This is a genomic window from Vibrio sp. D417a, from assembly GCF_030248595.1.
Classification (GTDB): Bacteria; Pseudomonadota; Gammaproteobacteria; order Enterobacterales; family Vibrionaceae; genus Vibrio; species Vibrio alginolyticus.
Genome location: NZ_JAHGAM010000018.1, coordinates 88,563 through 111,371, shown reverse-complemented (window position 1 = coordinate 111,371; position 22,809 = coordinate 88,563). Strand labels below are relative to the sequence as shown.

The following is a 22,809-nucleotide window of genomic DNA, read 5'->3' as shown; positions in this document are numbered from 1 at the left end:
ATATTTCCTTTTTATGTAACTGAGTCAATTTTCGCTTCCTGCACCTAGCAGATGGGCTTCCACTGACATCTTCCGTGACTATGCCCGTAAGCAATATCGTTCTGGGCATTTTAATATTTATAAATTAACGAGTTAAAAGAGGTACGCCAATCGAACGCACCGAGGCGTAAATTTGCTCATCTATGGTAATTGTTACATGCGTGACAGAAGCGTTTCCTATCGACAACGTCGAATACCACTTTGGGTTACGCCAATCTAACTCCAATACATGAGCAAGAATCATACGAATGACGCCACCATGCGTGACGATAAGTAGATTGTCATTGATATCGTTGATGATTTGAGACCAAACGCGACATATGCGCTCAGAAAATGTGCTTAAGCTCTCAGCATTCGGCAACGTATGTTGTGCTGGCGATTGCCAAAAAGCATCTAGCTTTTTCCACTGCTCAGTGAGCATATCAAAAGGCATACCATCAAAATCACCAAATGCCATCTCTTGTAAAGATTCATCCGTCATTACTGGTAATAATTGCTGTTCAGCAATGATGTTTGCCAGTTCTTGACAGCGTGAAAGTGGAGAAGAAATTATTCCACCCACACCTCGTCCACTCTCAGCCCAAGCCCGAGCAATACTCTCTTGATCAGCAGGCGTAACTTTTACATCTGTTTGGCCATGGAGTCCTGGTAGAGCGTCTACTTTTCCATGACGCACAAGATAGATATTGAGTGTTTTCATTTTGTTCCATCCTACTCTTTAAGAACCAACGGCAAACCAGCAGCAACAAAGGTAACACGATGGCAAACACTGGCTAGTTTTTGATTCATCCGTCCTGCATTATCCACAAAATAACGACTAACCGCCCCCAAAGGTACAATGCCCATTCCAACCTCGTTAGAGACGAATATTAACGTCGCATCTGAGCCACGTACCACCTGTATAAGCTTTTCAATTTCTGCTTCTAGCTTCTCATTGGAACATTCATCACCTAACTCAAATATCCAATTGTTGAGCCACAAGGTTAAACAGTCGATCAATACAACATCGGTGATAGCGAAATTTGTCAGTAACTCAGATAAATGAAGGGGGCATTCATGCTCTTGCCACTCGCCCCCGCGTTGCTTTTGATGATGCGCTATTCGCTCTCGCATTTCTTGGTCAAATGGCAGCGCGGTTGCAACATAGTGTAATGCTCGCTGAGAAGCGACCGATAATTGCTTAGCTGTTTTTTCTGCCAAATGCGACTTCCCAGAGCGCGCGCCACCGAGTATCAATTGCTTCATGAGGAGTGATACAACCCAATCATAGTGAGATAAATAAGCAGTTCCGACAACTGTTGCGCTGCGCCAAGGCAATCCCCCGTAAAGCCGCCAATTCTCTTGGTTAACCAACGTTTGAACATCAAACGAAATACCACGAGAACAAGCGATATCAAGATCGCATCCGCGATACCAAGTACAAGCAATGTTACGCCACCAGTAAACAACAAAATGGAGACTTCTAGAGAAGACTGGCGACTTGCTAGCGGTTTACTTTTCGACGTATCACTGTCACTGACATAAGGCATGTCATAAATAAGCGTCGCTGCTAGTGCTCGGCTTGCGGTGTAAGCGACGACAATGACCAACCAAAAGTGCGGCAAGTTAGCTAGTTCACTCCAAAAAACATACTTAGCCAATAACGCCATAATGAGAGTGGCGGCACCATAAGTGCCAATACGACTGTCTTTCATAATAGAGAGGCGTCGCTCTACGGTCATGCCACCGCCAATGCCATCCGCCATATCGGTCAAGCCGTCTTCGTGAAAAGCCCCAGTTAACAATAAGCTAAACACCATCGTTAATACTATGGCAACCGACTCTGGGAAAAAAATTGAGGTGAGCGAGAATACTAAAGCGCAAAGTGCTCCAAGCACGAGACCAACTAACGCAAAGTAACGGCCTGCCTGATTCATGCGTTCTTCACTGTAAGGCAACGCTTGGGGCACGGGTAAGCGGCTAAAAAAACTGGTAGCTAATAGAAATAACTCCCACTGGTATCTTAACGATGACGGCATGACTTTCTCAGAATTATCAGGGACTGACACTAAACTGTAACTCCTGCACTCTCGAAGCTCGCCATTTTGTTGTAAAACTGGGCAGCAGCTTTTAACAAGGGTAAGGCAAGAGCGGCTCCTGTTCCCTCCCCTAGCCGTAAACCAAGGTCGAGCAGAGGTTCTGCTTTTAGATGTTCCAATACAAATTTATGTCCATTTTCTTCAGAGCGATGGGCAAACAACATGTATTCACGCGTTTCTTCATCTAGCAACGTCGCAATATAAGCCGCTACCGATACGATAAACCCATCCACTAAAACTGGAGTTTTAAGCCGCTTGGCTTCTAAAAAAGCGCCCACCATTTGTACGATTTCAAAGCCCCCAACCTGTGCGAGAATCGCTTTGGTATCAAGACCTCGACATCGGTTTACCCCCTGTGCTACCAGTTTATATTTGCGGCTCAACTGCTGTTGATTGATTCCGGTGCCAACGCCAACACAATAATCAATATCTAATGAGCTCAGCGCCGATAACAGTGCTGAGGCCGAACTGGTATTACCGATGCCCATCTCGCCGAACATTAAGAGGTTTGAACCATGCAAAATGGTATGCTCAGCAATCTTCGCACCATATTCTAAACCTAACGCCACTTGTTCTGGGGACATCGCGGATTGTTTAGAAAAATTAGCCGTACCGTTACCCAACCGTTGTTCAACCAAGTTGGGATGGGATTTAAATTCTGGAACCAGCACATCAATGGGAGCCAACATGCCGCAATCTATTACTTTGAGTTGAATGCCATTAATGTCGCAAAAACAGTTGATGGCTGCGCCGCCAGCGAGAAAGTTAGCCACCATTTGCTGAGTGACTTCGCTTGGCGCAATGCTCACACCCTCCTCTGCAACGCCGTGATCTCCAGCAAATACCAGCATGCTTGGTTTGCAGATAGCGATGGAATCAACTGGCTGAGGTTTATTCTGACTTTGAATAAGAGCTAACTGCAGTGCCACCTTTTCCAATAAGCCTAAAGAACCGACGGGTTTGGTTTTGTTATCTATGCTTGCTTGTATCTCCGCAGCAAAAGAGTCATCCATTTTTTACGTTCCTTTGATGTTGTCTGGGTGAGAGGTGTTCTGTTGTTCAAGAGGTCTTGTTCAGCGACAGTTTTTGCGCGCCCACTATTGTATACACTTGCATCCAATTGGGGCAGCGCTAATCAAGTTTATCTCAGGATAGTCTGCCGAGTTCGCAGAGCGTCTCACCTTTCTTGCACGAGATTATAAGTAACTCGTTGAAATCCGCTACAATAGCTTAGACTATGTTCCCATATAGGAGAAAAGATATGGATAACAACACCTGCGCAATCATCGCCGGTGCAACTGGCTTAGTAGGCTCAAAAGTCATTGCAAACCTCATAAATCAATCAGGTGTTGGTACCTTATATTATCTTTCTCGCCGCCCACTCGATGGCGTCCTAGATGTGGACAACAAGCTTATTCCTCTCATTGATGCAGACCTTTCTATCCACCAATGGGATGAGAACCAACCAACACCAACCATCGGCTTTATCTGTTTAGGCACGACCCTTAAGCAAGCAGGCAGTAAGGATAATTTGCGTAGAGTAGATGTTGATCTGGTGTGCAAAGTCGCCCAACAAATGAAAACAATCGGAGTCAAACGCCTTGCGGTTGTTTCTAGCCTCGGTGCAAATAGTAAATCGCCATCCCATTACTTAGCTTGTAAAGGACAAATGGAACAACGAATCGAAGCTATGGATTTTGAGGAAATCGTATTTGTTCGCCCAGGCCCGCTTGTTGGTCAACGTCAAAACCCAAGAATGGACGAGAAGTTAGTACAAACTCTGTTTAAGGTAATTCGCCCACTTATGCTAGGCAAACTGTCCAACTTTTTACCTATTCGAGCAGAAGATGTCGCCAAAGCGATGATTTATCAACTTTTCAGTTATCAAGAAGACTCGGTGGTTTACTTACAAAGGAAAGAAATGCGTGACTTACTGCATCACTACGAATAACCATTTTGTACAATTAACGTGCTAATTCACACTCTCACGCGACTTAGATCTCGTTTTTATATTCATTTTAGATCTAGCTAATACCCGTTTGTCATTTTTAAAGTTATATCACGAGCGTTATCTTACGCTCCATAAATAAATCCGTATAAAACCCCGTATAAAAAACAACCGCCACTTCGGCTGGTTGATAAGGTCAAATTATGAATTTTGCAGTGATAGCCTCTCTAGCCGTCTTTGTTGGAATATTGTTCTTTCTATTTAATCAGCAACAAAAGAAACACACTCTTTCACGTCTCGTTTTGATCGGTCTTGTTACCGGTTCTCTTTTTGGTCTTGCTTTGCAACTCATTCACGGTGAAGGCAACAGCGCAATTGCTCAAACACTTGAATGGGTAGGCATTGTAGGCAGTGGCTACGTTGGTCTACTGAAAATGGTCATCATGCCACTAGTATTGGTATCGATGATCTCTGCAGTTGTTAAGTTGGAGAAAGGTGGATCTTTAGGTAAAATTTCTGGCCTGACCATCTCTGTTCTTCTAGTAACGACTGCAATTGCTGCACTTATCGGTATTTTGGTGACAACGACATTTGGCCTGTCAGCAGAAGGGTTAACTGAAGGTGCGCGTGAAACCGCTCGTATCGCCGTTTTAGAAAGCCGTGCCGGTACAGTAAGTGACTTAACTATTCCTCAAATGCTAGTTAGCTTCATTCCAACCAACCCATTTGCTGATCTAACAGGTGCTCGCTCGACATCAATTATCGCTGTTGTGATTTTCGGCGTGTTAACTGGTATCGCCGCTCGTAAAGTGATGATGGAAAAAGCAGAGTTGGAATCACCGATTCGTACTTTCGTAGAAGCTGCTCAATCTATCGTTATGCGATTAGTGAAGATGATCATGGCCCTAACGCCATACGGCATCGCAGCACTGATGGCAAAAGTGGTAGCGACATCAAGCGCAGGCGACATCCTAAACCTACTTGGCTTTATTGTGGCGTCTTATGTTGCTATCGCACTGATGTTTGTTGTTCATGGCGTATTGGTCTCTTTTGTTGGCGTTAGCCCTGCGGAATACTTTAAGAAAATCTGGCCTGTACTGACCTTCGCGTTTACATCCCGTAGCTCAGCAGCAACAATTCCACTAAACGTAGAAGCGCAAATCACCAAGCTTAACGTACCACCAGCGATTGCAAACCTATCAGCATCGTTTGGTGCCACTATCGGCCAAAACGGCTGTGCGGGTATCTATCCTGCAATGCTTGCAGTGATGGTAGCTCCAACAATGGGTATCAACCCACTTGATCTACACTTTATCCTGTCATTGATTGCGATTATCACCATCAGCTCATTTGGTATTGCAGGTGTCGGCGGCGGTGCGACGTTTGCAGCCTTGATTGTTCTTCCTGCAATGGGCTTACCTGTGACCATCGCGGCACTGCTTATCTCTATTGAACCACTGATTGACATGGCACGTACCGCACTAAACGTTTCAGGCTCAATGACTGCGGGTACAATTGCTAGCCGAGTGCTGAAGTCACCAGAAAGTGAAGCAACATTGGAAGAAACACGAGCATAGAACTCAAATTCCTTCCAAAGCGATAAAACGTAAAATATCAAGCCGATGGTTCGCCATCGGCTTTTTTCATTTTCAAAAATTCAACTTGCATCTTTCGTTGCTAGTCAAGGCGTTGAATGGTCTAATACTGTCATCGGTTTTGTAAACGGTAAGCAGAATGCACCAAGATAATCAGCCCACTTTTTTCTTCTTTGATTATGAGACATGGGGAACCAACCCCGCGAAAGATCGCCCAAGCCAGTTCGCTGGTGTTCGTACAGATGAAAACTTTAATATCATCGGCGAGCCTTTAGTCATGTACTGCCAGCCACCTGCTGATTATCTTCCGTCTCCTGAAGCTGCACTTATTACTGGTATTACTCCGCAAAAAACGGTTCAAGAAGGCCTTTCTGAGCCAGAGTTTATCGCTAAGATTCACGCTGAACTCGCGAAACCCAATACTACCAGTTTAGGCTACAACAGCATTCGCTTTGATGACGAAGTGACCCGTTATACTTGTTATCGCAACTTTATCGATCCATACGCATGGAGTTGGCAAAACGGTAACTCACGTTGGGATTTACTCGATGTACTACGCGCGTGCCATGCCCTTCGCCCAGAAGGCGTAGAATGGCCAGAAAACGAAGATGGCTTCACTAGCTTTAAATTAGAACACTTGTCTGTGGCTAACGGCATAGAACATAGTAACGCGCACGATGCCATGGCAGATGTGGTTGCGACTATCGAAATGGCAAAGAAAGTAAAAGCAGCGCAACCAAAATTGTTTGATTACTTTTTTTCTATGCGCCAAAAGCGCAAGCTCAATGATTTAGTCGACATCGTCAACATGACACCGTTGATGCACGTTTCAGGCATGCTAGGGCGCGAATGCCAGTACACTAGCTGGATTGTGCCTGTTGCTTGGCATCCAACCAATAATAACGCCGTTATCACCATCGATTTAGCGAAAGACCCTCAACCTATTCTTGAGCTATCCGCAGAAGAGCTGCACGAAAGACTCTACACGAAGCGCGAAGATCTTGGTGAATTGCTACCAGTGCCAGTTAAACTAGTTCATTTGAACAAATGCCCTATTCTCGCCCCTGCAAAAACGTTAACGGCTGAAAATGCAGAGTCTATTGGCATTGATCGCCAACAATGTCTCGCCAATCTCGCTTTGTTGCGCCAACATCCTGAAATTAGAGAAAAGCTGATTAGCCTCTTTTCAGTCGAGCGCAAATTCGATAAAAGTGATGACGTCGATACACAACTTTACGACGGGTTCTTTTCTCCAGCCGATCGCGCAGCTATGGATATCATTCGCGAAACCGATCCGAATAATCTTGCTGCATTAGACATTGAATTTGATGACAAGCGCATTAAACCTCTATTGTTCCGCTATCGTGCGCGTAACTTCCCAGGCACATTAGACGAGCAAGAACAAAGACGCTGGGCACTACACTGTCGAGAAGTGTTTGAAAGCCAAATTGAAGAGTACATGCTGAATTTAGAAAACTTAGTTCACGAACATGAAAGTGACGAAAAGAAGATTGCGATATTAAAATCCGTGTACCGTTATGTAGAGAGCTTAGCTTCCTAACTCCTCCTAATACAAGCGCACCTTATGGTGTGCTTGTTGTTTATATACTGTCAAAATGATTAAAGAACGATTCTTACAACTGATCCAACTGCTCATTTCAATCTTCCTCATCATGGGAGCACTTGGCATCGGAATTACCATTCAAAAGTTCACTGGCGTTTCCGTTCCAGGAAGTGTCATCGGTATGCTCGTACTGTTTTTCTCCATGACTCTTGGGCTTGTAAAAGTCGACTGGGTCAAACCGGGCGCCACGCTATTTATCCGCTATATGATCTTATTGTTCGTTCCTATCAGCGTCGGATTAATGCAACATTTCGATATGCTACTCGCTAATGCCCTCCCTATCATTGCTAGCGCAGTTGGAGGCTCACTCATTGTACTAGTCAGCCTCGCTTGGCTGCTGGACTACTTGTTAAAGGAGAAGCACTGATATGTGGTTAGTTGTTACCATTGCGGTTTTTCTTGTCGCGCGCCAAATTGCAATCAAAGTGAATAATCCTCTAGCAAATCCTTTGCTGATCAGTATTGCAGTGCTCATTCCTTTGCTTACTTACTTAAATGTACCGTTTGAAACGTATTATGCGGATAACGAAGGGATCAGTTTTTTACTTCAACCAGCCGTAGTTGCTCTGGCTTATCCACTATATGAACAACTACCACAAATTAAAGCAAACTGGCGAATCATCACTTTTGCTTGCACAGTAGGCAGTGTGATGTCGATGATGACAACCACCTTGATCGCAGTCGCTTTCAAAGCGGATATCAGTTTAATCGCGAGTCTAGTGGGTAAGTCCGTCACTACACCAATAGCGATGGAAATATCGAGTCACCTCGGTGGTGAAGCCGCCGTTGCAGCGATCTTGGTTCTGATTGTCGGTTTATTGGGCGCAATTTTGGCATACCCAATTTACAATTTGATTGGAATTAAACACCCGATTGCACGTGGTCTGACAATGGGTACAGTCTCTCATGCCTTAGGCACCGCTACTTGTGCAGAGAAACAGCCCATAGATGCCGCGTTCTCATCACTCGCATTGGTTTTATGTGGGATCATAACTTCTATTTTGGCTCCAAGCTTTTTTGCTTTGGCTGTCTGGCTATATCAATAGTTAAGCGCTCTCGGTCTGCCCTCCTTCCGGCAGGCCGTAGCCTTTCCGCTTCTTCCTTACCCTTTTCAAAACCCTATCTTATCTATCAACCTCACCCAGTAATATCGTGAAGGGACTTGATCGAGATATACATTCATAGCATTAGCATTCTAGGTGCTACCACTCGCTCTAGATTACGTAGGTATAAAGTAGCATAGCGGTAAAAGTCGCGTTAGTAACATACTCCTGCTCCTTGGTCATATGAATATATACTGATATGGTTAATTGTGAGACGGAGATAACGCTTCACACCTGTGCAATCGAATACATGTGTGAGCTCACTCTAATTATGTAACAGAATTATCAATTGCATTATTTATCGTGATCTAACGCACGGAACATTTCTATCTTTCACATAGAATAACTGTCCATGCAATAACAAGGATTCAACATGAAAAGTCGCATTGAACAGGCGCTAGCAGGCGCTCCAGAAGCACTTTCCAAACAACTTGCTCCTATCATCCAAGCTGATGATTTTGATGCTACGCTTTCAGTTCAACAATTTGAGCAGTTGCTTTCAGCTACCGGTCTATCAGACAAAGAGCTTCGTGTTGCGCTACTTCCTTTTGCCGCAGCGTACTCCTATGCTCCCCTTTCTGACTTTTATGTCGGCGCTATCGTTCGTGGTCTTTCAGGTCGCCTTTACTTCGGTGCCAACATGGAATTCTTTGGTGTACAGTTGGGTCAAACGGTTCACGCAGAGCAGTCTGCGATTAGCCATGCTTGGATGAAAGGCGAACGTGGTGTTAAGGATATCACTATCAACTTCAGCCCATGTGGTCACTGCCGCCAGTTCATGAATGAGTTATCTACCGCAAACGAGCTTAAAATCCAGCTCCCAGAACGTGAAGAAAAGTCACTTCATGAATACCTGCCTGAAGCCTTTGGACCAAACGATCTCGGTATCGAGTCCGGCTTAATGGCAGAAGTTAAACACCAATTCTCATGTGATGATGAAGACGCACTCATCCAAAGTGCAGTTGAAGCGATGAACATGAGCCACTCTCCATACACCAACAACTTGAGTGGTTTAGCATTAGAGATGACTAGCGGCCGTGTATTCCAAGGCGCTTATGCAGAAAATGCAGCGTTTAATCCTAGCTTGCCACCGCTACAAGTTGCGCTAATCCAAGTTTTACTTGCGGGTGAAACCTTTGACAGCATCAAAGCCGCTGCATTGGTAGAAAACTCTGAAGGTAAGATCAGTCACTTAGCCGATACGCAATCAACGTTGGAAGCGTTGAATCCAGATATTCCGCTTAGTTTTGTCAACGTATAAACGACAAATTCAACAAAAAGCTCTACAACATGTAGAGCTTTTTTATTACCTAAAAACCAAAAGCAAACGTTTGCTTTGTCATAAAACTTCAGTATGATCTCCTGCAATTTCTGTCTCATCACTCTATTTTGTAAGGGAACACTATGTTTGGCACTGCAACTAGCGCAAATGCTACCCGTGTATTACTTTTAGGCTCTGGCGAACTCGGTAAAGAAGTCGCCATTGAATGCCAGAGACTTGGTTTAGAAGTGATTGCTTGTGATCGCTATGCCAATGCTCCAGCGATGCAAGTCGCTCACCGTAGTTATGTTATCGACATGTTAGATGGGAACGCCTTAGAAGAAGTTATTGCGAAGGAACAACCTACTTACGTCGTACCAGAAATTGAAGCCATCGCAACCGGCAAACTGGTAGAGCTTGAAGAAAAAGGACTGAATGTTGTTCCAACCGCTAAGGCAACCAGGCTAACAATGAATCGTGAAGGTATCCGACGTTTGGCAGCAGAAGAACTGGAATTGACGACTTCACCTTATCGTTTTGCAGATAACTTTGAAGACTTCAAAGCCGCGGTTGAGCATGTGGGTATTCCGTGCGTGGTGAAGCCTGTGATGAGCTCTTCAGGTAAAGGGCAAAGTGTTATCAAGACCGAAGACGACGTTACAAAAGCATGGGATTACGCTCAGGAAGGCGGACGTACGGGTGCAGGTCGCGTTATCGTGGAAGGTTTTATCGACTTCGATTACGAAATCACTTTATTGACCATCAGAGCCGTTGACGGTGTGCATTTCTGTGCTCCAATTGGTCATCGTCAGGAAGATGGCGACTACCGCGAATCATGGCAACCGCAAACTATGTCAGAAAACGCAGTAAAAGCAGCTGAATACACGGCTGAGAAAGTGGTAAACGCGCTCGGTGGCTACGGCATCTTTGGTGTAGAGCTATTTGTTAAAGGCGATAAAGTCATTTTCAATGAGGTCTCTCCTCGCCCTCACGATACGGGCATGGTTACAATGATTTCACAGGAAATGTCTGAGTTTGCTCTCCACGTGCGCGCGTTTACCGGAATGCCAATTAATAATATTGTGCAATATGGCCCATCTGCGTCTGCTGTTATTCTTGGACAAGGAACTTCCACAAACATTCGCTTTGAAAACCTAAGCAAAGCTTTAGCTCAACCTCAAACACAAGTTCGTCTATTCGGTAAGCCAGAAATCGATGGCCGCCGCCGTTTAGGTGTTGTCCTTACGCGACGAAAAACCACCGAAGAAGCCGTTCAAGATGCTGTTGAAAGTGCTTCAAAAGTGAATATCATTTATTAAATACGAACCACTCATACAAAAATAGCGCAGCTCAAATTGCTGCGCTATTTCGTGTTCCAAACCGAAGAGAGCCTATTCACTCTCGATTAAGTACACTTCTTCAGAGAAGCGACTTAAGCCTTTTTTCGCAATTTTAGGATGATTCTCGTCAGCTTCATCTACGTTCAAACAAGTAACTTTGTAACCTGAAAATAACTGCTCTATCTCTTCGACCGGCACGCTAAATGGAGGCCCTGCCATCTCTTCTTGAGGATAGTTGAGTGTAACAAGCAAAATACGACCGCCTGGGTTCAGCAGTTGCTTGAGACGCTCTACATACTCCTCTCGCATATCTTGCGGTAAAGCAACCAACGCGGCGCGATCATAAATGATATCGGCTTGAGATACTGGTGCAGTGAAAAAGTCCCCAGTATAAATAGAGAGCTCATCAAATTGATAAAGCTCGTGCATGCCATTAAGAGGCGTTACCGTTGGCGTGTAAAAATGTTCAGCAAAAAAGGCACGCACAGCAATATGGCTTAGCTCAACACCTTCAACCGAATCATGCTTCATCGCTAGCCAAATCAAGTCTTCTGACTTTCCACATAAAGGAACTAACACTTTATCTTCACGCTTTGGATTAGTGTGTTTCCAATATACTGGTAATAGCGGGTTTACATCTTCCAAGTGAAATCCGATCTGATTGCTGGCCCATTTGTTATGCCAAAATTCTTGGTCTCTCATTTTACTTTCTACTTGTCGGCTGTTTTCATTTTGAGAGGTAAGACTAACGTTTTTTTTCAATTTGTCTATGCCGTTCATCTTTGGTTAATACTGCGGTGATAGGATGTAATCGGTCTCATAGGAGACGCGCCTTTATCTGATAATCAGAATAAAGAAAAGAGAAATGGTGATCTAACGCACGATTCTACTTCAAGATAAAACTGAAACCTTGGAATCTTTCGTAATGGCCCCATTTATAAGTTAGTACCTGATTTGCCGAACTTAGCGACCTTTATGTTCCCTATTTTCTAAGTACAAGCAAGTTAAGGAGAGTGAATGAGCTTATTTCTTCGTACTACAGCATTGATGCTTTTGGTACTTAGCCGTGCACCGGCATTTGCCGCACTTCCAATTACCCCTGCGCCTAGTGGCGAACAAAATCGTTCAACCAGCCAAAACGAAGTTTGTTCGAAACTTTTTAAACACAGCCTTAGCGGTTTATACGGCATTCAGTCAATCGACACCACGCCAACTCAGCCATATTCTGACTTCGACATTCTTTACAGCAAAGCACACCAAGCACAATTTGAACTTGAAACTATCTGTAAAAGTACCGCACTTCTTAATGACGCTCAGCCATACTTCGCAGGTGTAAAATCCAAACAACGAGCAGAAGAAAAGATAGCTTTAGAGTTAGATGGGAAAGTTGAACGTATTACTGACCTAGCACGTGCAACGATTGTAGCTGAAGACGTCGCGAGCTTAGTCTCCATTTATGAAACGTTAGAGCGTGAAACAACGATTGTGAAAGTAAAAAATCGATTCAAAAAACCTGGCCCTTCAGGATATAGAGACTTGAACTTGCTCGTTCGTTTACCAAAAACAAACCTAGTAGCCGAAGTTCAACTGCACTTGAAAGCAATCGCAGATGTAAAAAGCGGTCCCGAACACGACCTATACGAAAAAATCCAGAAACTAGAACGTCAAGCGATGTTGGAAAAACGTGAGCTAAGCGAAATAGAGCTTGCCTCTATTCGCAACATGCGTACACAGTCTAAGAACTTGTACCAACAAGCATGGCAACCATACTTAACAACGCATCTAGAAGCGGCGTAACCGATATCATTAAGCGTCTCTCATAAACAGAAAAACCACCGCATTGTGGTGGTTTTCATTTGTATGCACACGAATTTTACGCAAAAAAAGACCACGCCTTAGCGTGATCCATTTATTCGGCTTACTGTACTTTCTTCAGGTTTTCTACACGAGCTTTTAACTTCTGACCCGGGCGAAAAGTCACTACACGTCGAGCAGTAATTGGAATATCTTCACCAGTTTTCGGGTTACGACCAGGTCGTTCATTCTTGTCACGAAGATCAAAGTTACCAAAACCTGACAGTTTTACCTGTTCGCCACTTTCCAGTGCCTTACGAATCTCTTCAAAGAACACTTCCACCGTTTCCTTGGCGTCCCGCTTACTAAATCCTAATTTATCAAACAGGTTTTCTGCCAGTTCGGCTTTTGTGAGCGCCATAAAACTTTCCTCAAAGCTATGTTAAACAATGCTACGTTAGTGTAGCGCCAGAGCAGTTTTACCCTACCAATTCAACAACATATCGGGGTTACATCAGGAAGTGTATGACAAGCTTATGATTTTCGCCAACTTTTTTCTTGGCGAACAAAAGGAATAGCACTACGTAAATTATTGTTAAACGCCAGAAATTTGATATTTTTGTTTTTGTTTCATCTTTATCAGGAAAAACATCCAGATTATAAAACTAAAAGTAGTTTAAATATCAACATTAAACACTATTTAATAAAAATATCAGATATTGGTTATTTAACAGACACTTGACATAGAACTTGTCGTAAATTCAGTGATTTGTATGTAACTCGATACGTAACAATTAGATTAAAAGGTATGACCACCTGTACTTTGCAACTGTGCTTTGAAAGCTTGATTAAACCCACGCTTCTCGCTGTTTAACGATGACGCCATATATAAAGATTGATAATGTGGAAGTTCGTGTATTTCCTCATTAGCTTCTTACACTGCTTCTAGGCGACCATGATTAATCAAATCATAAATATTCTTTTCCCTGTTTTTGCTCTTGTCGGAGTTGGCTATTTGGTCGGTCGTTACATCAAGCCTGACTTTCGCCCAATAAACCGCATTAATATTGAGGTGTTTACGCCAGCACTGGTATTTTCGTCACTCGTTAGCATGCCGCTCGATTCAAATCAGGGGCCGCTTCTTTTGGCGGCAATTGTTGCGGTTTTAATTCCCGCACTACTCATGATCCCGGTATGTCGATGGACGTCACTCTCGTTTAAAACCTGGGCGCCACCACATATGTTTCGCAATAGCGGAAATCTAGCTATTCCTTTGTTTACCTATACGTTTGGAGAAATTGCGCTGTCGTCAGCAGTGCTTTTATTTGTCGTGTCAGCATGCTTGCATATCAGCTTAGGCGTAATGCTGCTTAGTCATGGCAACCCTTTTAAGCAAATAGTCAAGATGCCAATCTTTTTAGCAGCGTCGTTGGCTCTGTTTCTCAACGTGTCAAATGTGGGTGCATGGGCGCCTTTATACGAAGCCACTGCTCTACTTGGGCAAGCGGCCGTACCCGTGATGCTTTTATCTCTGGGGGCACAAATGTGTCATTTACGGTTGGACGGTTTAAAGATTGGTGTGTTGTGTACCGTGCAGTCACTGGCAACTGGTGCTGTCGCTTTTGCACTTATTTATTGGTTAATTCCCCTTCCAACGATGCAATTGCAAATGATGGTGCTCTTCACAATGCTGCCGCCAGCCGTCATGAATTACCTATTTGCGGAAAGGCTGAATATAGAACCCATGAAAGTGGCGTCAATGGTACTATTTGGCAACTTTTTCAGCATTCTTACGCTACCTCTTCTGCTTAGCTATACCCTCTCACTCGCTGCCTAACCGCCAACAAGCTATCGTTAGTGTGTATTAGCTGAAAAACAATACGTTCCTAATCTCGGGTAAGGGCCATCCCTAGTTTGGTCTAGTATTTTAAAGTAATGAGGGATGGTGCGAGCAGTAAGGAACTTGAACAACGATAAGGTAATCCTAAAAATAAAAAACCCTGCCAAACTGGCAGGGTTTTCATTTCTTAAGAAGATACGTTACGCGAGATTAGTCACGCAGAGACGCACCAAACTTCTCAGAAACGTGAGCAACGATAGCGTCAACCGCACCAGCGATATCTGCATCTTCAAGCGTACGCTCAAGTGACTGTAGAGTCAGAGCGATTGCTAGGCTCTTCTTACCATCTTCAACGCCTTTACCTACGTAAACGTCGAACAGTTTCGCATCTTTAAGGAACTCGCCACCTTGCTCTAGACAAGCGTTAACAATGTCACCAGATGCAACAGCTTCATCCACTACTACCGCGATATCACGACGGTTTGAAGGGAATTTAGAAAGTGCTACCGCTTCTGGGATCACTTTGCTGTTAATTGCAGACCATTCGATTTCGAATACGATAGTACGACCATTTAGACCGAACTTACGCTCAAGCTCAGGGTGAACGGTACCGATCACGCCCACTTCTTTGCCATCTACGGTGATTGCCGCAGATTGACCTGGGTGAAGTGCTGGGTTAGCTTTTTTGCTTTCAGGTGACAGTGCAGCGAAAGAGTACGCTTTTTCGTTCGCAGATAGCTCTAGAATCGCTTCTAGATCGCCCTTAAGGTCGAAGAAATCAACCGTGTTAGTTTCGATATCCCAATGTTCTTCACCGCGAGTACCAGCGATAACACCCGCTAGCATAGGCTCTTGGCGCATGCCGTTTTCTGCAGATTCACATGGGATGAAACGTAGGCCGTATTCGAATAGACGAACGCGTGGCTGTTGACGCTTCTGGTTGTGAACAACCGTGTTCAGCAGACCTTGGATAAGACCAAGACGCATTGCTGACATGTCTGCAGAAATTGGGTTTGGAAGTACTAGAGGCTCAACACCAGGTACAACTAGCTTTTGCTGCTCAGGCTCAACGAAGCTGTATGTGATTGCTTCGTGGTAACCACGGTCAACAAGAAGATCACGAACGCGTTTCAGTGGAAGATCCGCTTCAACGTGGTTGTGCATCTTAAGTGCTGCTGCTGGGTGTTGGTTAGGAATGTTGTCATAACCGTAGATACGGCCAACTTCTTCAATTAGGTCTTGCTCGATAGCGATATCGAAACGCCATGTTGGCGCTACTGCCATCCAACCTTCTTCTGAAGCTTCAACCGTCAAACCTAGACGCTCTAGGATTTCTACTACGTCGCTATCTGCAATGTGGTGACCTAGCAGGTTGTCTAGCTTAGTACGACGTAGAGCAACTTTGTTTGGCTTAGGTAAGTCTGCTTCAGACTCTACTGCAACAACAGGTGCTACTTCACCGCCACAAATTTCAACAAGAAGCTGTGTTGCACGCTCCATTGCGCTCACTTGTAGTGCGTAATCCACACCACGCTCAAAACGCATTGAAGAGTCAGTGTGCAGACCGTAGCTGCGTGCGCGACCACGGATGTGGTCAGGTGCAAAGAATGCACACTCTAGTAGAACGTCTTTAGTCTCAGTTGTTACACCAGACTCTTCACCACCAAAGATACCTGCGATTGCAAGTGCTTTGTTATGGTCAGCAACTACTAGTGTATCTGCGTTTAGTTCTGCTTCGTTGCCGTCAAGAAGCGTTAGCTTCTCACCTTGCTCAGCCATACGAACTACGATGCCACCTTCGATCTTCGCTAGATCGAATGCGTGCATTGGTTGGCCTTGCTCTAGAAGAACGTAGTTAGTGATGTCTACTACAGGGTCGATAGAGCGAATACCACAACGACGCAGTTTCTCTTGCATCCATAGTGGTGTTTCAGCTTGAACGTTTACGTTCTTAATAACACGACCTAGGTAACGAGGACACGCAGCAGGAGCTTTCACTTCGATAGACACTTTATCGTCGATTGAAGGGGCAACTGCTTCTACTAATGGCTCTGTCACGTCAGCACGGTTTAGTACGCCAACTTCACGAGCTAGACCACGAATGCTGAAACAGTCAGCGCGGTTTGCCGTTAGGTCTACGTCTACTGTTACGTCGTCTAGACCTAGGAATTCACGGAAATCGGCACCGACTACTGCGTCTTCTGCTAGTTCCATGATACCGTCTGACTCAACGTCGATACCTAGTTCAGTGAATGAACAAAGCATGCCGTGAGATGGCTGGCCACGTAGTTTCGCTTTTTTGATTTTGAAATCACCTGGAAGAACAGCACCAACTGTTGCTACTGCTACTTTCAGACCTTGGCGACAGTTAGGTGCGCCACAAACAATGTCTAGAAGCTCTTCTTCACCCACGTCAACTTTAGTTACGCGCAGTTTGTCTGCATCTGGGTGTTGACCACATTCAACAACGTGACCGACTTTAACGCCAGTAAAAGAACCTGCAACAGGAAGAACGTCGTCTACCTCTAGACCGGCCATTGTAATTTGGTGAGTTAGCTCGTCAGTAGTAACCGCAGGGTTTACCCACTCACGAAGCCATGATTCGCTGAATTTCATGTTGATGAACCCTCTGGATTACTTGAACTGTTTTAGGAAACGAAGATCGTTCTCGAAGAACGCACGTAGATCGTTCACGCCGTAACGAAGCATTGTTAGACGCTCAACACCCATACCGAATGCGAAACCAGAGTATTTTTCAGGATCGATACCTACGCTACGTAGCACGTTCGGGTGAACCATACCGCAGCCTAGTACTTCTAACCATTTACCGTTTTTGCCTTTCACGTCTACTTCAGCTGAAGGCTCAGTGAATGGGAAGTAAGATGGACGGAAACGTACTTCTACTTCTTCTTCGAAGAAGTTACATAGGAAATCGTGCAGGATGCCTTTCAGCTGAGCAAAGTTTACGTTCTCATCAACCAGCATGCCTTCCACTTGGTGGAACATTGGCGTGTGCGTTTGGTCGTAGTCGTTACGGTATACACGGCCTGGTGCGATGAAACGGAATGGTGGTTTACCATTTTCCATCGTACGGATCTGTACGCCTGACGTATGAGTACGAAGCATCAAGTCTGGGTTGAAGAAGAAAGTATCGTGGTCAGTACGCGCTGGGTGATCAGCTGCGATGTTTAGCGCATCGAAGTTGTGGAATGCATCTTCGATCTCTGGGCCTGCCTCGGTGTTAAAACCGAGTTCGCCAAAGAACTTCTCAATACGCTCTACAGTACGAGTTACTGGGTGTAAACCACCGTTTTCAATACGACGACCTGGTAGTGTTACGTCGATTGTTTCTGCTGCTAGTTTCGCTTCAAGCTCAGCACGTTGTAGTGCATCTTTACGAGCTGCGATAGCTTGCTGAACTACGCCTTTCGCTTTGTTGATCTCTTGACCAGCTTCACGGCGTTCTTCTGGTGGTAGTTTGCCTAGGCTTTGAAGTTGAGCAGTTAGCTCACCTTTTTTACCCAGATACTGAACACGCACTTCATCAAGTGCGACTAGCGATTCGGCAGCTTCAATTGCAGTGCTCGCGCTAGCAATGATCTCTTCTAGATGTTGCATCGTTTCCTCATCTACCTGTAGGTAGTGTCCATAAGGGAGTGATTGGTTTTTTGATAGCTGTACATAGTAGCCAAACCGGGCACCAATGCCAAATTGAATTACGAAAAGAAGAGGTTATTGAATAAAAAGAGCACAAAAACGTCAAAAATGTCATCTTTAGTTAATCTGCCGTTTAGTTGTGCCCTTTTGTTTTAGAAATAGTATTGAATAGATAGCTCGATAAAATCGTCATCTCTAGCAAAGTAGAGCAAATCATTTGGTGTTTCATTTTTAAACAACCAAGCATCAATTTGCCACTTAACGTGATTCGATATTCGGCTCGACGCCTCTAACTTAGCATTGTAAACATCAGCGTTATCTAAATCCTTCGTGATTCCCGTCAATACTTCCGTTCCGTCCTCATCATTGAGCGCCCAACGAATACCTGCAAACACATCATTTTGACCGATAGTTTGTGCGTTGTTCCCTCGACTGTCATAGAGGTACTCACCAATAACTCCCACATCCCAAACCGTGTCAAATGCACCGACGAAGGTATACTCAAAACCCGTCACAAGACCGACATGATTATCAGCACTATCTCGATAAATACTTTCCAGTTTCCATAACCAATCGCCAACGATTCCTTGCACATCCAGACCGACATGACTCATCAGAGCGTAGTAAGGCTTTAATTCTCCGTACTCAAAACGAAAGTAAGGATCCCGGTTTGTTCCATATAAATAGCTTAGGCCTACGTCCCAATCGCCAAGCATTTTCGAATATCGAAAAGCCACATCTACGTGCTTCTCTTCTCTGCTTGATTCATAGATAGCATCATCAGAGACAACGGGGTCGGTTCGCAAGCGGCCATCTGTACCCGCAAACGTTCGTTCCCTAAAGTAAGGTAACAACATTGCGTGGACGGTACCCCAGTCTTTGAAAGAGGTAAAATGTAACATCGGCTGACCGAGCTTATCTTCACCATCAACGGCTTCAATAGAGTCTGTTTGGTTTACGACATCAACTAAATGGGCTGATTCAGTCACTCCCCAAAAGACCTTACTAATCCCAACTCGAAGCTCATAATCATCCCAATAAGTCAGATAAAGTGCCTCTCGTATGTCGCCATGACTTCGCTCATCGTCTAGACCATCCAGACGATAGAAAGGTGTGAAAGTAAAGTTTGCATCACCATTTTGTATCTCCCAGTAAAATTCTGGCTGCAAAACCAATGACGCTTGCGCTTTGCTCTGACCCTGAGAGCCCGTTTTAAAAAACTGACGATGCTCAATATTGACTTGTCCTGCAAGCTCGACGGCAGTCAGAGGCATCGAGTAAAAAAAGGCTGCTGCACTAAGCAACAACCCAACATTTAATCGCTTCATTTTTCCTCCACTACCTCACTCGCTTCAACACATTCTTATGAAAGTCATTGTCTTGTAATCCAGTGTTAAAACGCATTTCGCTAGTCGTTAGCTCAGTACTTTTTCCTGTTTGATGATTTGTCATCGCCATAGTGTGCGCTCGCCAATATTGGTTGAGATATTGCTTGTAATCGGAAAAAGAAAGCGTTTTTAACAAAGAGCCTTTGCGGTCGTAAAACTCAACTTTAAGTGGACGATAATGCGCTTTATCTAACCATACCGTTTGCTTGGTATAACCTGAGTTCTTATCGGTCGGAATTTGCTCTACGACGAAAACATCTTGCCCGTTTATGCTGTCATCTTTTAGGTAGTTGAAACGGTATTTTTCAATCTCAAAGGAACTGAGATCCTCATACGCGAATTCACTGCCCATAAAAGGACCTGATTTGTTACGCGAGGAAATACGTTTCACACGTTTCAGTGCAGGAAGGTAAAGCCATTGGTCATCGGCACCCACCGTATGAGAATGGTTAAGAAACGCCGTGCCTTTTACATCTCTCGGTTCATCAAATATCGTGAGCCCTTTGTCACCATCACCATCAACTTCGAGTGATTGTAAGCGCATTAAACGTGTGCTGCTTTCTCCTTGCGCGTTTCGCAGAATCATTTGCATCGTAGCAACAGAATCCCCCCACCCTTCATCACGGGCTTTGCGCTCTTGAGCAATTTCTAGTCCTTTGGCTTTATCCGCCAACACCGCATGACTCATAATAAGCGAGACAGAAAGTACTGATACTTTTAAGGCATTTTTTACTAAATTCATGTTCAATCCTTTAATTCGTTATGACTGAGTAACAGTCTTGGTTTGAGAGTCAGTTGATTTAAGCCTATTTCGGCGGTCCACCTCGTCGTAAACGCCTTTGTCAAACAACATCAGTAGAGTTGGTAGGAAGATGAAATCCACAACAAGAGCAATAAAGATGACAATGGCACTCAGCTGTCCCATATCGGCATTTAAACGGAAGCTCGACATCGCCAGAACAGAGAAACCAGCAACAAGCACGACCGTCGTAATCCAAAGTGCGCGCCCCACGGTACGAAAGGCGTAGCGAACCGCTTGCTCCGCACTGTGGCCATCTTTACGAGCGTGTTGATATTTAGAAAGAAAGTGAACGGCGTCATCGACAACAACACCAAGCGTTAATGTCACAACGACGGACAATCCCAAGTTAATCTCGCCAGAAACCAGCGCCCAAATACCAAAACCAATAAGCGCAGGAGCAATATTCGGGACAAGACTAATTAAGCCAAGCTTGAACGAACGCAAGGCAAAGATCAGTAATGCAGAGATTAAGACAAGAGTAATGGGCAAGGTTGACAGCATGCTGGCCATATTCGTTTCACCAATATGCGCAAACATCAATGAAGGACTAGACGCAACAACATCATATTGAGGCGCGTTTTCGTTAAACCATTGGTAAATGCGATTTTCCAAATCAACAAGCTCGACGCTGCCCAAGTTCTCCACGGTGAGAACCATCTTGATCGACGACTTATCTACATTGATTTGGTTGTTCAAATCTAAACCATACGGTAGTGACATTTCATAAAGCAGCAGATATTGAGCCGCTAATTCTCTGTCTTGAGGGAGCGAGTAATAAGCCTGATCATCTCCATGCATGTTCTTGTTTAGGCGCTTATAAACATCGCTCAAGGTCGCAACATGGTCCGTTTCTGGCTGCAACCTTAGCCAGTCAGTAAATTTACCCACGGTATTGAGAAAATTAGGATCCGCAATACCCTGCGATTCGTTGGTTTTTATCGCGATACTGATGTTCGCCATGCCACTGATTCGCTCTTCCATAAAATCAGCCGCTCGGCGAAATTCATTGCTATGGCCAAAGTACTCGACGGATTCATCATTGACTTTGTTCAGTGGAATCAAGCTCGCACTCGCGACAATAACAAGCACCGACAACGGCAATAAAGCATGTCGCTTTGACACCACGAAATCTCCTAAATGATCCATAAAGTGCTTTCTTTCATCAGAAGTATCCGACTTCACCGTAACCGGAAGGATATTAAGCAAGGCGGGAAGTAACGTGATGGAAAGGAAACAAGCAACCATGACGCCAAGGGCTGATAGGTTGCCGAAATCTCTCAGGATTGGAGAATCCGACATATTCATCATTAAAAAGCCGATCGCGGTGGTAATGGAGGTAATCAAGATAGGCATGAAATTGAGCGCAATACTTCGCTCAATAGAGTGGGCTTTACTAAAGCCGTTTTGCATAGACTGACGCATTGTCGCGATGATGTGTACACAGTCTGCGACGGCAAGCGTCATCACCAAGGTAGGCACATTAACGGTCGCCGTGCTTAAGAACATACCAGCCCATCCTGACAAGCCCATTGTAACCATAACCGAGCCGATAATAACGATGAGCGTCGCGATGACGCTAAGCAATGAGCGCAACATGATGGTCAGAAACACCAATATCACTAGTAACATAGTTGGCACTAATGTTGCGCTATCATCTTGGGCTGCGGTCATAAACGCGTAGTTCATTGCAATAATACCAGCCTTGTGGAATTCCGTGTCTGGGTACACTTGCTGATAACGCTCAATCATTCCGTTTATGTAAGCAACCACCTCTTGTACTTCAGCAGTTTTATCTATTTCAGGGAGTTGGACCGTAATGTTTACGACCGTGACATCTCCTTTTTCAGAAATCAGTGAACTTTTCAAAACCGGCTCACTCAACGCAATACTTTTGACTTTCTCTAATCGTTGAGGTGTCAATTCATATTCGCTATACAGTAAATCTTCGACAAGAAGATCATCTTCAAACGCTTCGGTATGCTGGTAGTTGGCGAGGGAATCAACGCGGGTGGAGAATGGAACTTGCCACGCCTCGTCAGTGATCTGCTGAATAAGAGATAATGTGCTAGGAGTAAAAACAGTGCCGCTCTTTGGCGCTATAACCAAAGCAAGACTGTCAGATTTTGCAAAGGTGGTTTGAATTTCATCAAACGCAAGTAACTGCTCATTTGTTCCATCAAAGAAGATGTCGTAATCTCCTCTAAAGTAAAGATTTTTTCCTCCAATAGTTGCTATGACAATCAATAAAACGGTAGCAAGCATCACCAATACACTGTAATTCGTTGGTAGCTTACCCCACCCTGAACGGGCGTATTGTTGAACGTTGTGATGTGGCATCAC

Annotated in this window: 20 protein-coding genes; 9 read left to right on the top strand and 11 right to left on the bottom strand. The window is 44.5% G+C overall.

Annotated features, from left to right (window positions below; translation table 11 throughout):
- Nucleotides 1-124 precede the first annotated feature (124 nt).
- Genes cobC through cobT form a run of 4 tightly spaced genes read right to left on the bottom strand, consistent with a single transcriptional unit; the run spans nucleotide 125 to nucleotide 3,130 of the window.
- Nucleotides 125-739: an alpha-ribazole phosphatase family protein gene (cobC, locus tag KI742_RS17640; protein ID WP_154204658.1), complete on the bottom strand. Its 615-nt coding sequence runs from the start codon at nucleotides 737-739 to the stop codon at nucleotides 125-127.
- Between the two features lie 11 nt (nucleotides 740-750).
- Nucleotides 751-1,284 (bottom strand): bifunctional adenosylcobinamide kinase/adenosylcobinamide-phosphate guanylyltransferase, encoded by a 534-nt coding sequence (gene cobU / locus KI742_RS17635; RefSeq protein ID WP_042521941.1) that lies wholly within the window; start codon nucleotides 1,282-1,284, stop codon nucleotides 751-753.
- Complete coding sequence (locus KI742_RS17630) at nucleotides 1,281-2,057, bottom strand: adenosylcobinamide-GDP ribazoletransferase (RefSeq protein WP_054574173.1); 777 nt, start codon at nucleotides 2,055-2,057, stop codon at nucleotides 1,281-1,283. Before KI742_RS17630 ends, cobU begins: the two co-directional genes overlap by 4 nt.
- Before the next feature lie 29 nt (nucleotides 2,058-2,086).
- A complete protein-coding gene (gene cobT / locus KI742_RS17625) occupies nucleotides 2,087-3,130 on the bottom strand; it encodes a nicotinate-nucleotide--dimethylbenzimidazole phosphoribosyltransferase (RefSeq protein WP_285384803.1) in 1,044 nt (347 codons plus the stop codon).
- A gap of 248 nt (nucleotides 3,131-3,378) precedes the next feature.
- Between cobT and KI742_RS17620 the strand changes: the two genes are divergently transcribed.
- From KI742_RS17620 to purT, 7 genes are all read left to right on the top strand, one after another.
- Nucleotides 3,379-4,068 (top strand): NAD(P)H-binding protein, encoded by a 690-nt coding sequence (locus tag KI742_RS17620; protein WP_053350419.1) that lies wholly within the window; start codon nucleotides 3,379-3,381, stop codon nucleotides 4,066-4,068.
- Between the two features lie 200 nt (nucleotides 4,069-4,268).
- Nucleotides 4,269-5,642 carry an L-cystine transporter gene (locus tag KI742_RS17615; protein WP_005377885.1) on the top strand — a complete coding sequence of 458 codons (1,374 nt, stop codon included), beginning with the start codon at nucleotides 4,269-4,271 and terminating at the stop codon, nucleotides 5,640-5,642.
- 157 nt (nucleotides 5,643-5,799) lie between these two features.
- Nucleotides 5,800-7,221, top strand: coding sequence for an exodeoxyribonuclease I (gene sbcB / locus KI742_RS17610; RefSeq protein ID WP_085569561.1), 1,422 nt, complete (start codon nucleotides 5,800-5,802; stop codon nucleotides 7,219-7,221).
- 55 nt (nucleotides 7,222-7,276) lie between these two features.
- A complete protein-coding gene (locus KI742_RS17605; RefSeq protein ID WP_005397786.1) occupies nucleotides 7,277-7,651 on the top strand; it encodes a CidA/LrgA family protein in 375 nt (124 codons plus the stop codon).
- Nucleotide 7,652: 1 nt separating this feature from the next.
- Nucleotides 7,653-8,330 (top strand): LrgB family protein, encoded by a 678-nt coding sequence (locus KI742_RS17600; protein WP_005377888.1) that lies wholly within the window; start codon nucleotides 7,653-7,655, stop codon nucleotides 8,328-8,330.
- A gap of 430 nt (nucleotides 8,331-8,760) precedes the next feature.
- Nucleotides 8,761-9,648 (top strand): cytidine deaminase, encoded by an 888-nt coding sequence (gene cdd / locus KI742_RS17595; protein WP_005377892.1) that lies wholly within the window; start codon nucleotides 8,761-8,763, stop codon nucleotides 9,646-9,648.
- Between the two features lie 143 nt (nucleotides 9,649-9,791).
- Entirely contained in the window at nucleotides 9,792-10,967 is a 1,176-nt protein-coding gene (purT, locus tag KI742_RS17590) for a formate-dependent phosphoribosylglycinamide formyltransferase (RefSeq protein ID WP_258634816.1), read from the top strand.
- Between the two features lie 72 nt (nucleotides 10,968-11,039).
- On the opposite strand, the gene KI742_RS17585 is transcribed toward purT, so the two are convergent.
- Nucleotides 11,040-11,690, bottom strand: a complete 651-nt coding sequence (locus KI742_RS17585) for a thiopurine S-methyltransferase (protein WP_021707633.1) — start codon at nucleotides 11,688-11,690, stop codon at nucleotides 11,040-11,042.
- A gap of 315 nt (nucleotides 11,691-12,005) precedes the next feature.
- On the opposite strand from KI742_RS17585, the gene KI742_RS17580 reads away from it, so the two are divergent.
- Nucleotides 12,006-12,785, top strand: a complete 780-nt coding sequence (locus KI742_RS17580) for a phosphoribosylglycinamide formyltransferase (RefSeq protein ID WP_025766820.1) — start codon at nucleotides 12,006-12,008, stop codon at nucleotides 12,783-12,785.
- A gap of 121 nt (nucleotides 12,786-12,906) precedes the next feature.
- On the opposite strand, the gene ihfA is transcribed toward KI742_RS17580, so the two are convergent.
- On the bottom strand, nucleotides 12,907-13,203 hold the full coding sequence (ihfA, locus tag KI742_RS17575) for an integration host factor subunit alpha (protein ID WP_005377899.1): 297 nt from the start codon (nucleotides 13,201-13,203) through the stop codon (nucleotides 12,907-12,909).
- Nucleotides 13,204-13,737: 534 nt separating this feature from the next.
- Here ihfA and KI742_RS17570 point away from each other — a divergent pair.
- Nucleotides 13,738-14,619: an AEC family transporter gene (locus KI742_RS17570; protein WP_005377901.1), complete on the top strand. Its 882-nt coding sequence runs from the start codon at nucleotides 13,738-13,740 to the stop codon at nucleotides 14,617-14,619.
- A gap of 213 nt (nucleotides 14,620-14,832) precedes the next feature.
- Here KI742_RS17570 and pheT read toward each other — a convergent pair whose 3' ends face one another.
- From pheT to KI742_RS17545, 5 genes are all read right to left on the bottom strand, one after another.
- Entirely contained in the window at nucleotides 14,833-17,238 is a 2,406-nt protein-coding gene (gene pheT, locus KI742_RS17565; RefSeq protein ID WP_262643231.1) for a phenylalanine--tRNA ligase subunit beta, read from the bottom strand.
- Nucleotides 17,239-17,256: 18 nt separating this feature from the next.
- Nucleotides 17,257-18,240 (bottom strand): phenylalanine--tRNA ligase subunit alpha, encoded by a 984-nt coding sequence (gene pheS / locus KI742_RS17560; RefSeq protein ID WP_005385470.1) that lies wholly within the window; start codon nucleotides 18,238-18,240, stop codon nucleotides 17,257-17,259.
- A 191-nt stretch (nucleotides 18,241-18,431) separates the two neighbouring features.
- The gene (locus tag KI742_RS17555) at nucleotides 18,432-19,607 is read right to left on the bottom strand and encodes a hypothetical protein (RefSeq protein ID WP_258452796.1); all 1,176 of its coding nucleotides are present in this window, start codon (nucleotides 19,605-19,607) and stop codon (nucleotides 18,432-18,434) included.
- A gap of 10 nt (nucleotides 19,608-19,617) precedes the next feature.
- Nucleotides 19,618-20,409, bottom strand: coding sequence for an outer membrane lipoprotein-sorting protein (locus KI742_RS17550; RefSeq protein ID WP_169628419.1), 792 nt, complete (start codon nucleotides 20,407-20,409; stop codon nucleotides 19,618-19,620).
- Between the two features lie 18 nt (nucleotides 20,410-20,427).
- Complete coding sequence (locus tag KI742_RS17545) at nucleotides 20,428-22,806, bottom strand: RND family transporter (protein ID WP_285384802.1); 2,379 nt, start codon at nucleotides 22,804-22,806, stop codon at nucleotides 20,428-20,430.
- Nucleotides 22,807-22,809: the final 3 nt, after the last annotated feature.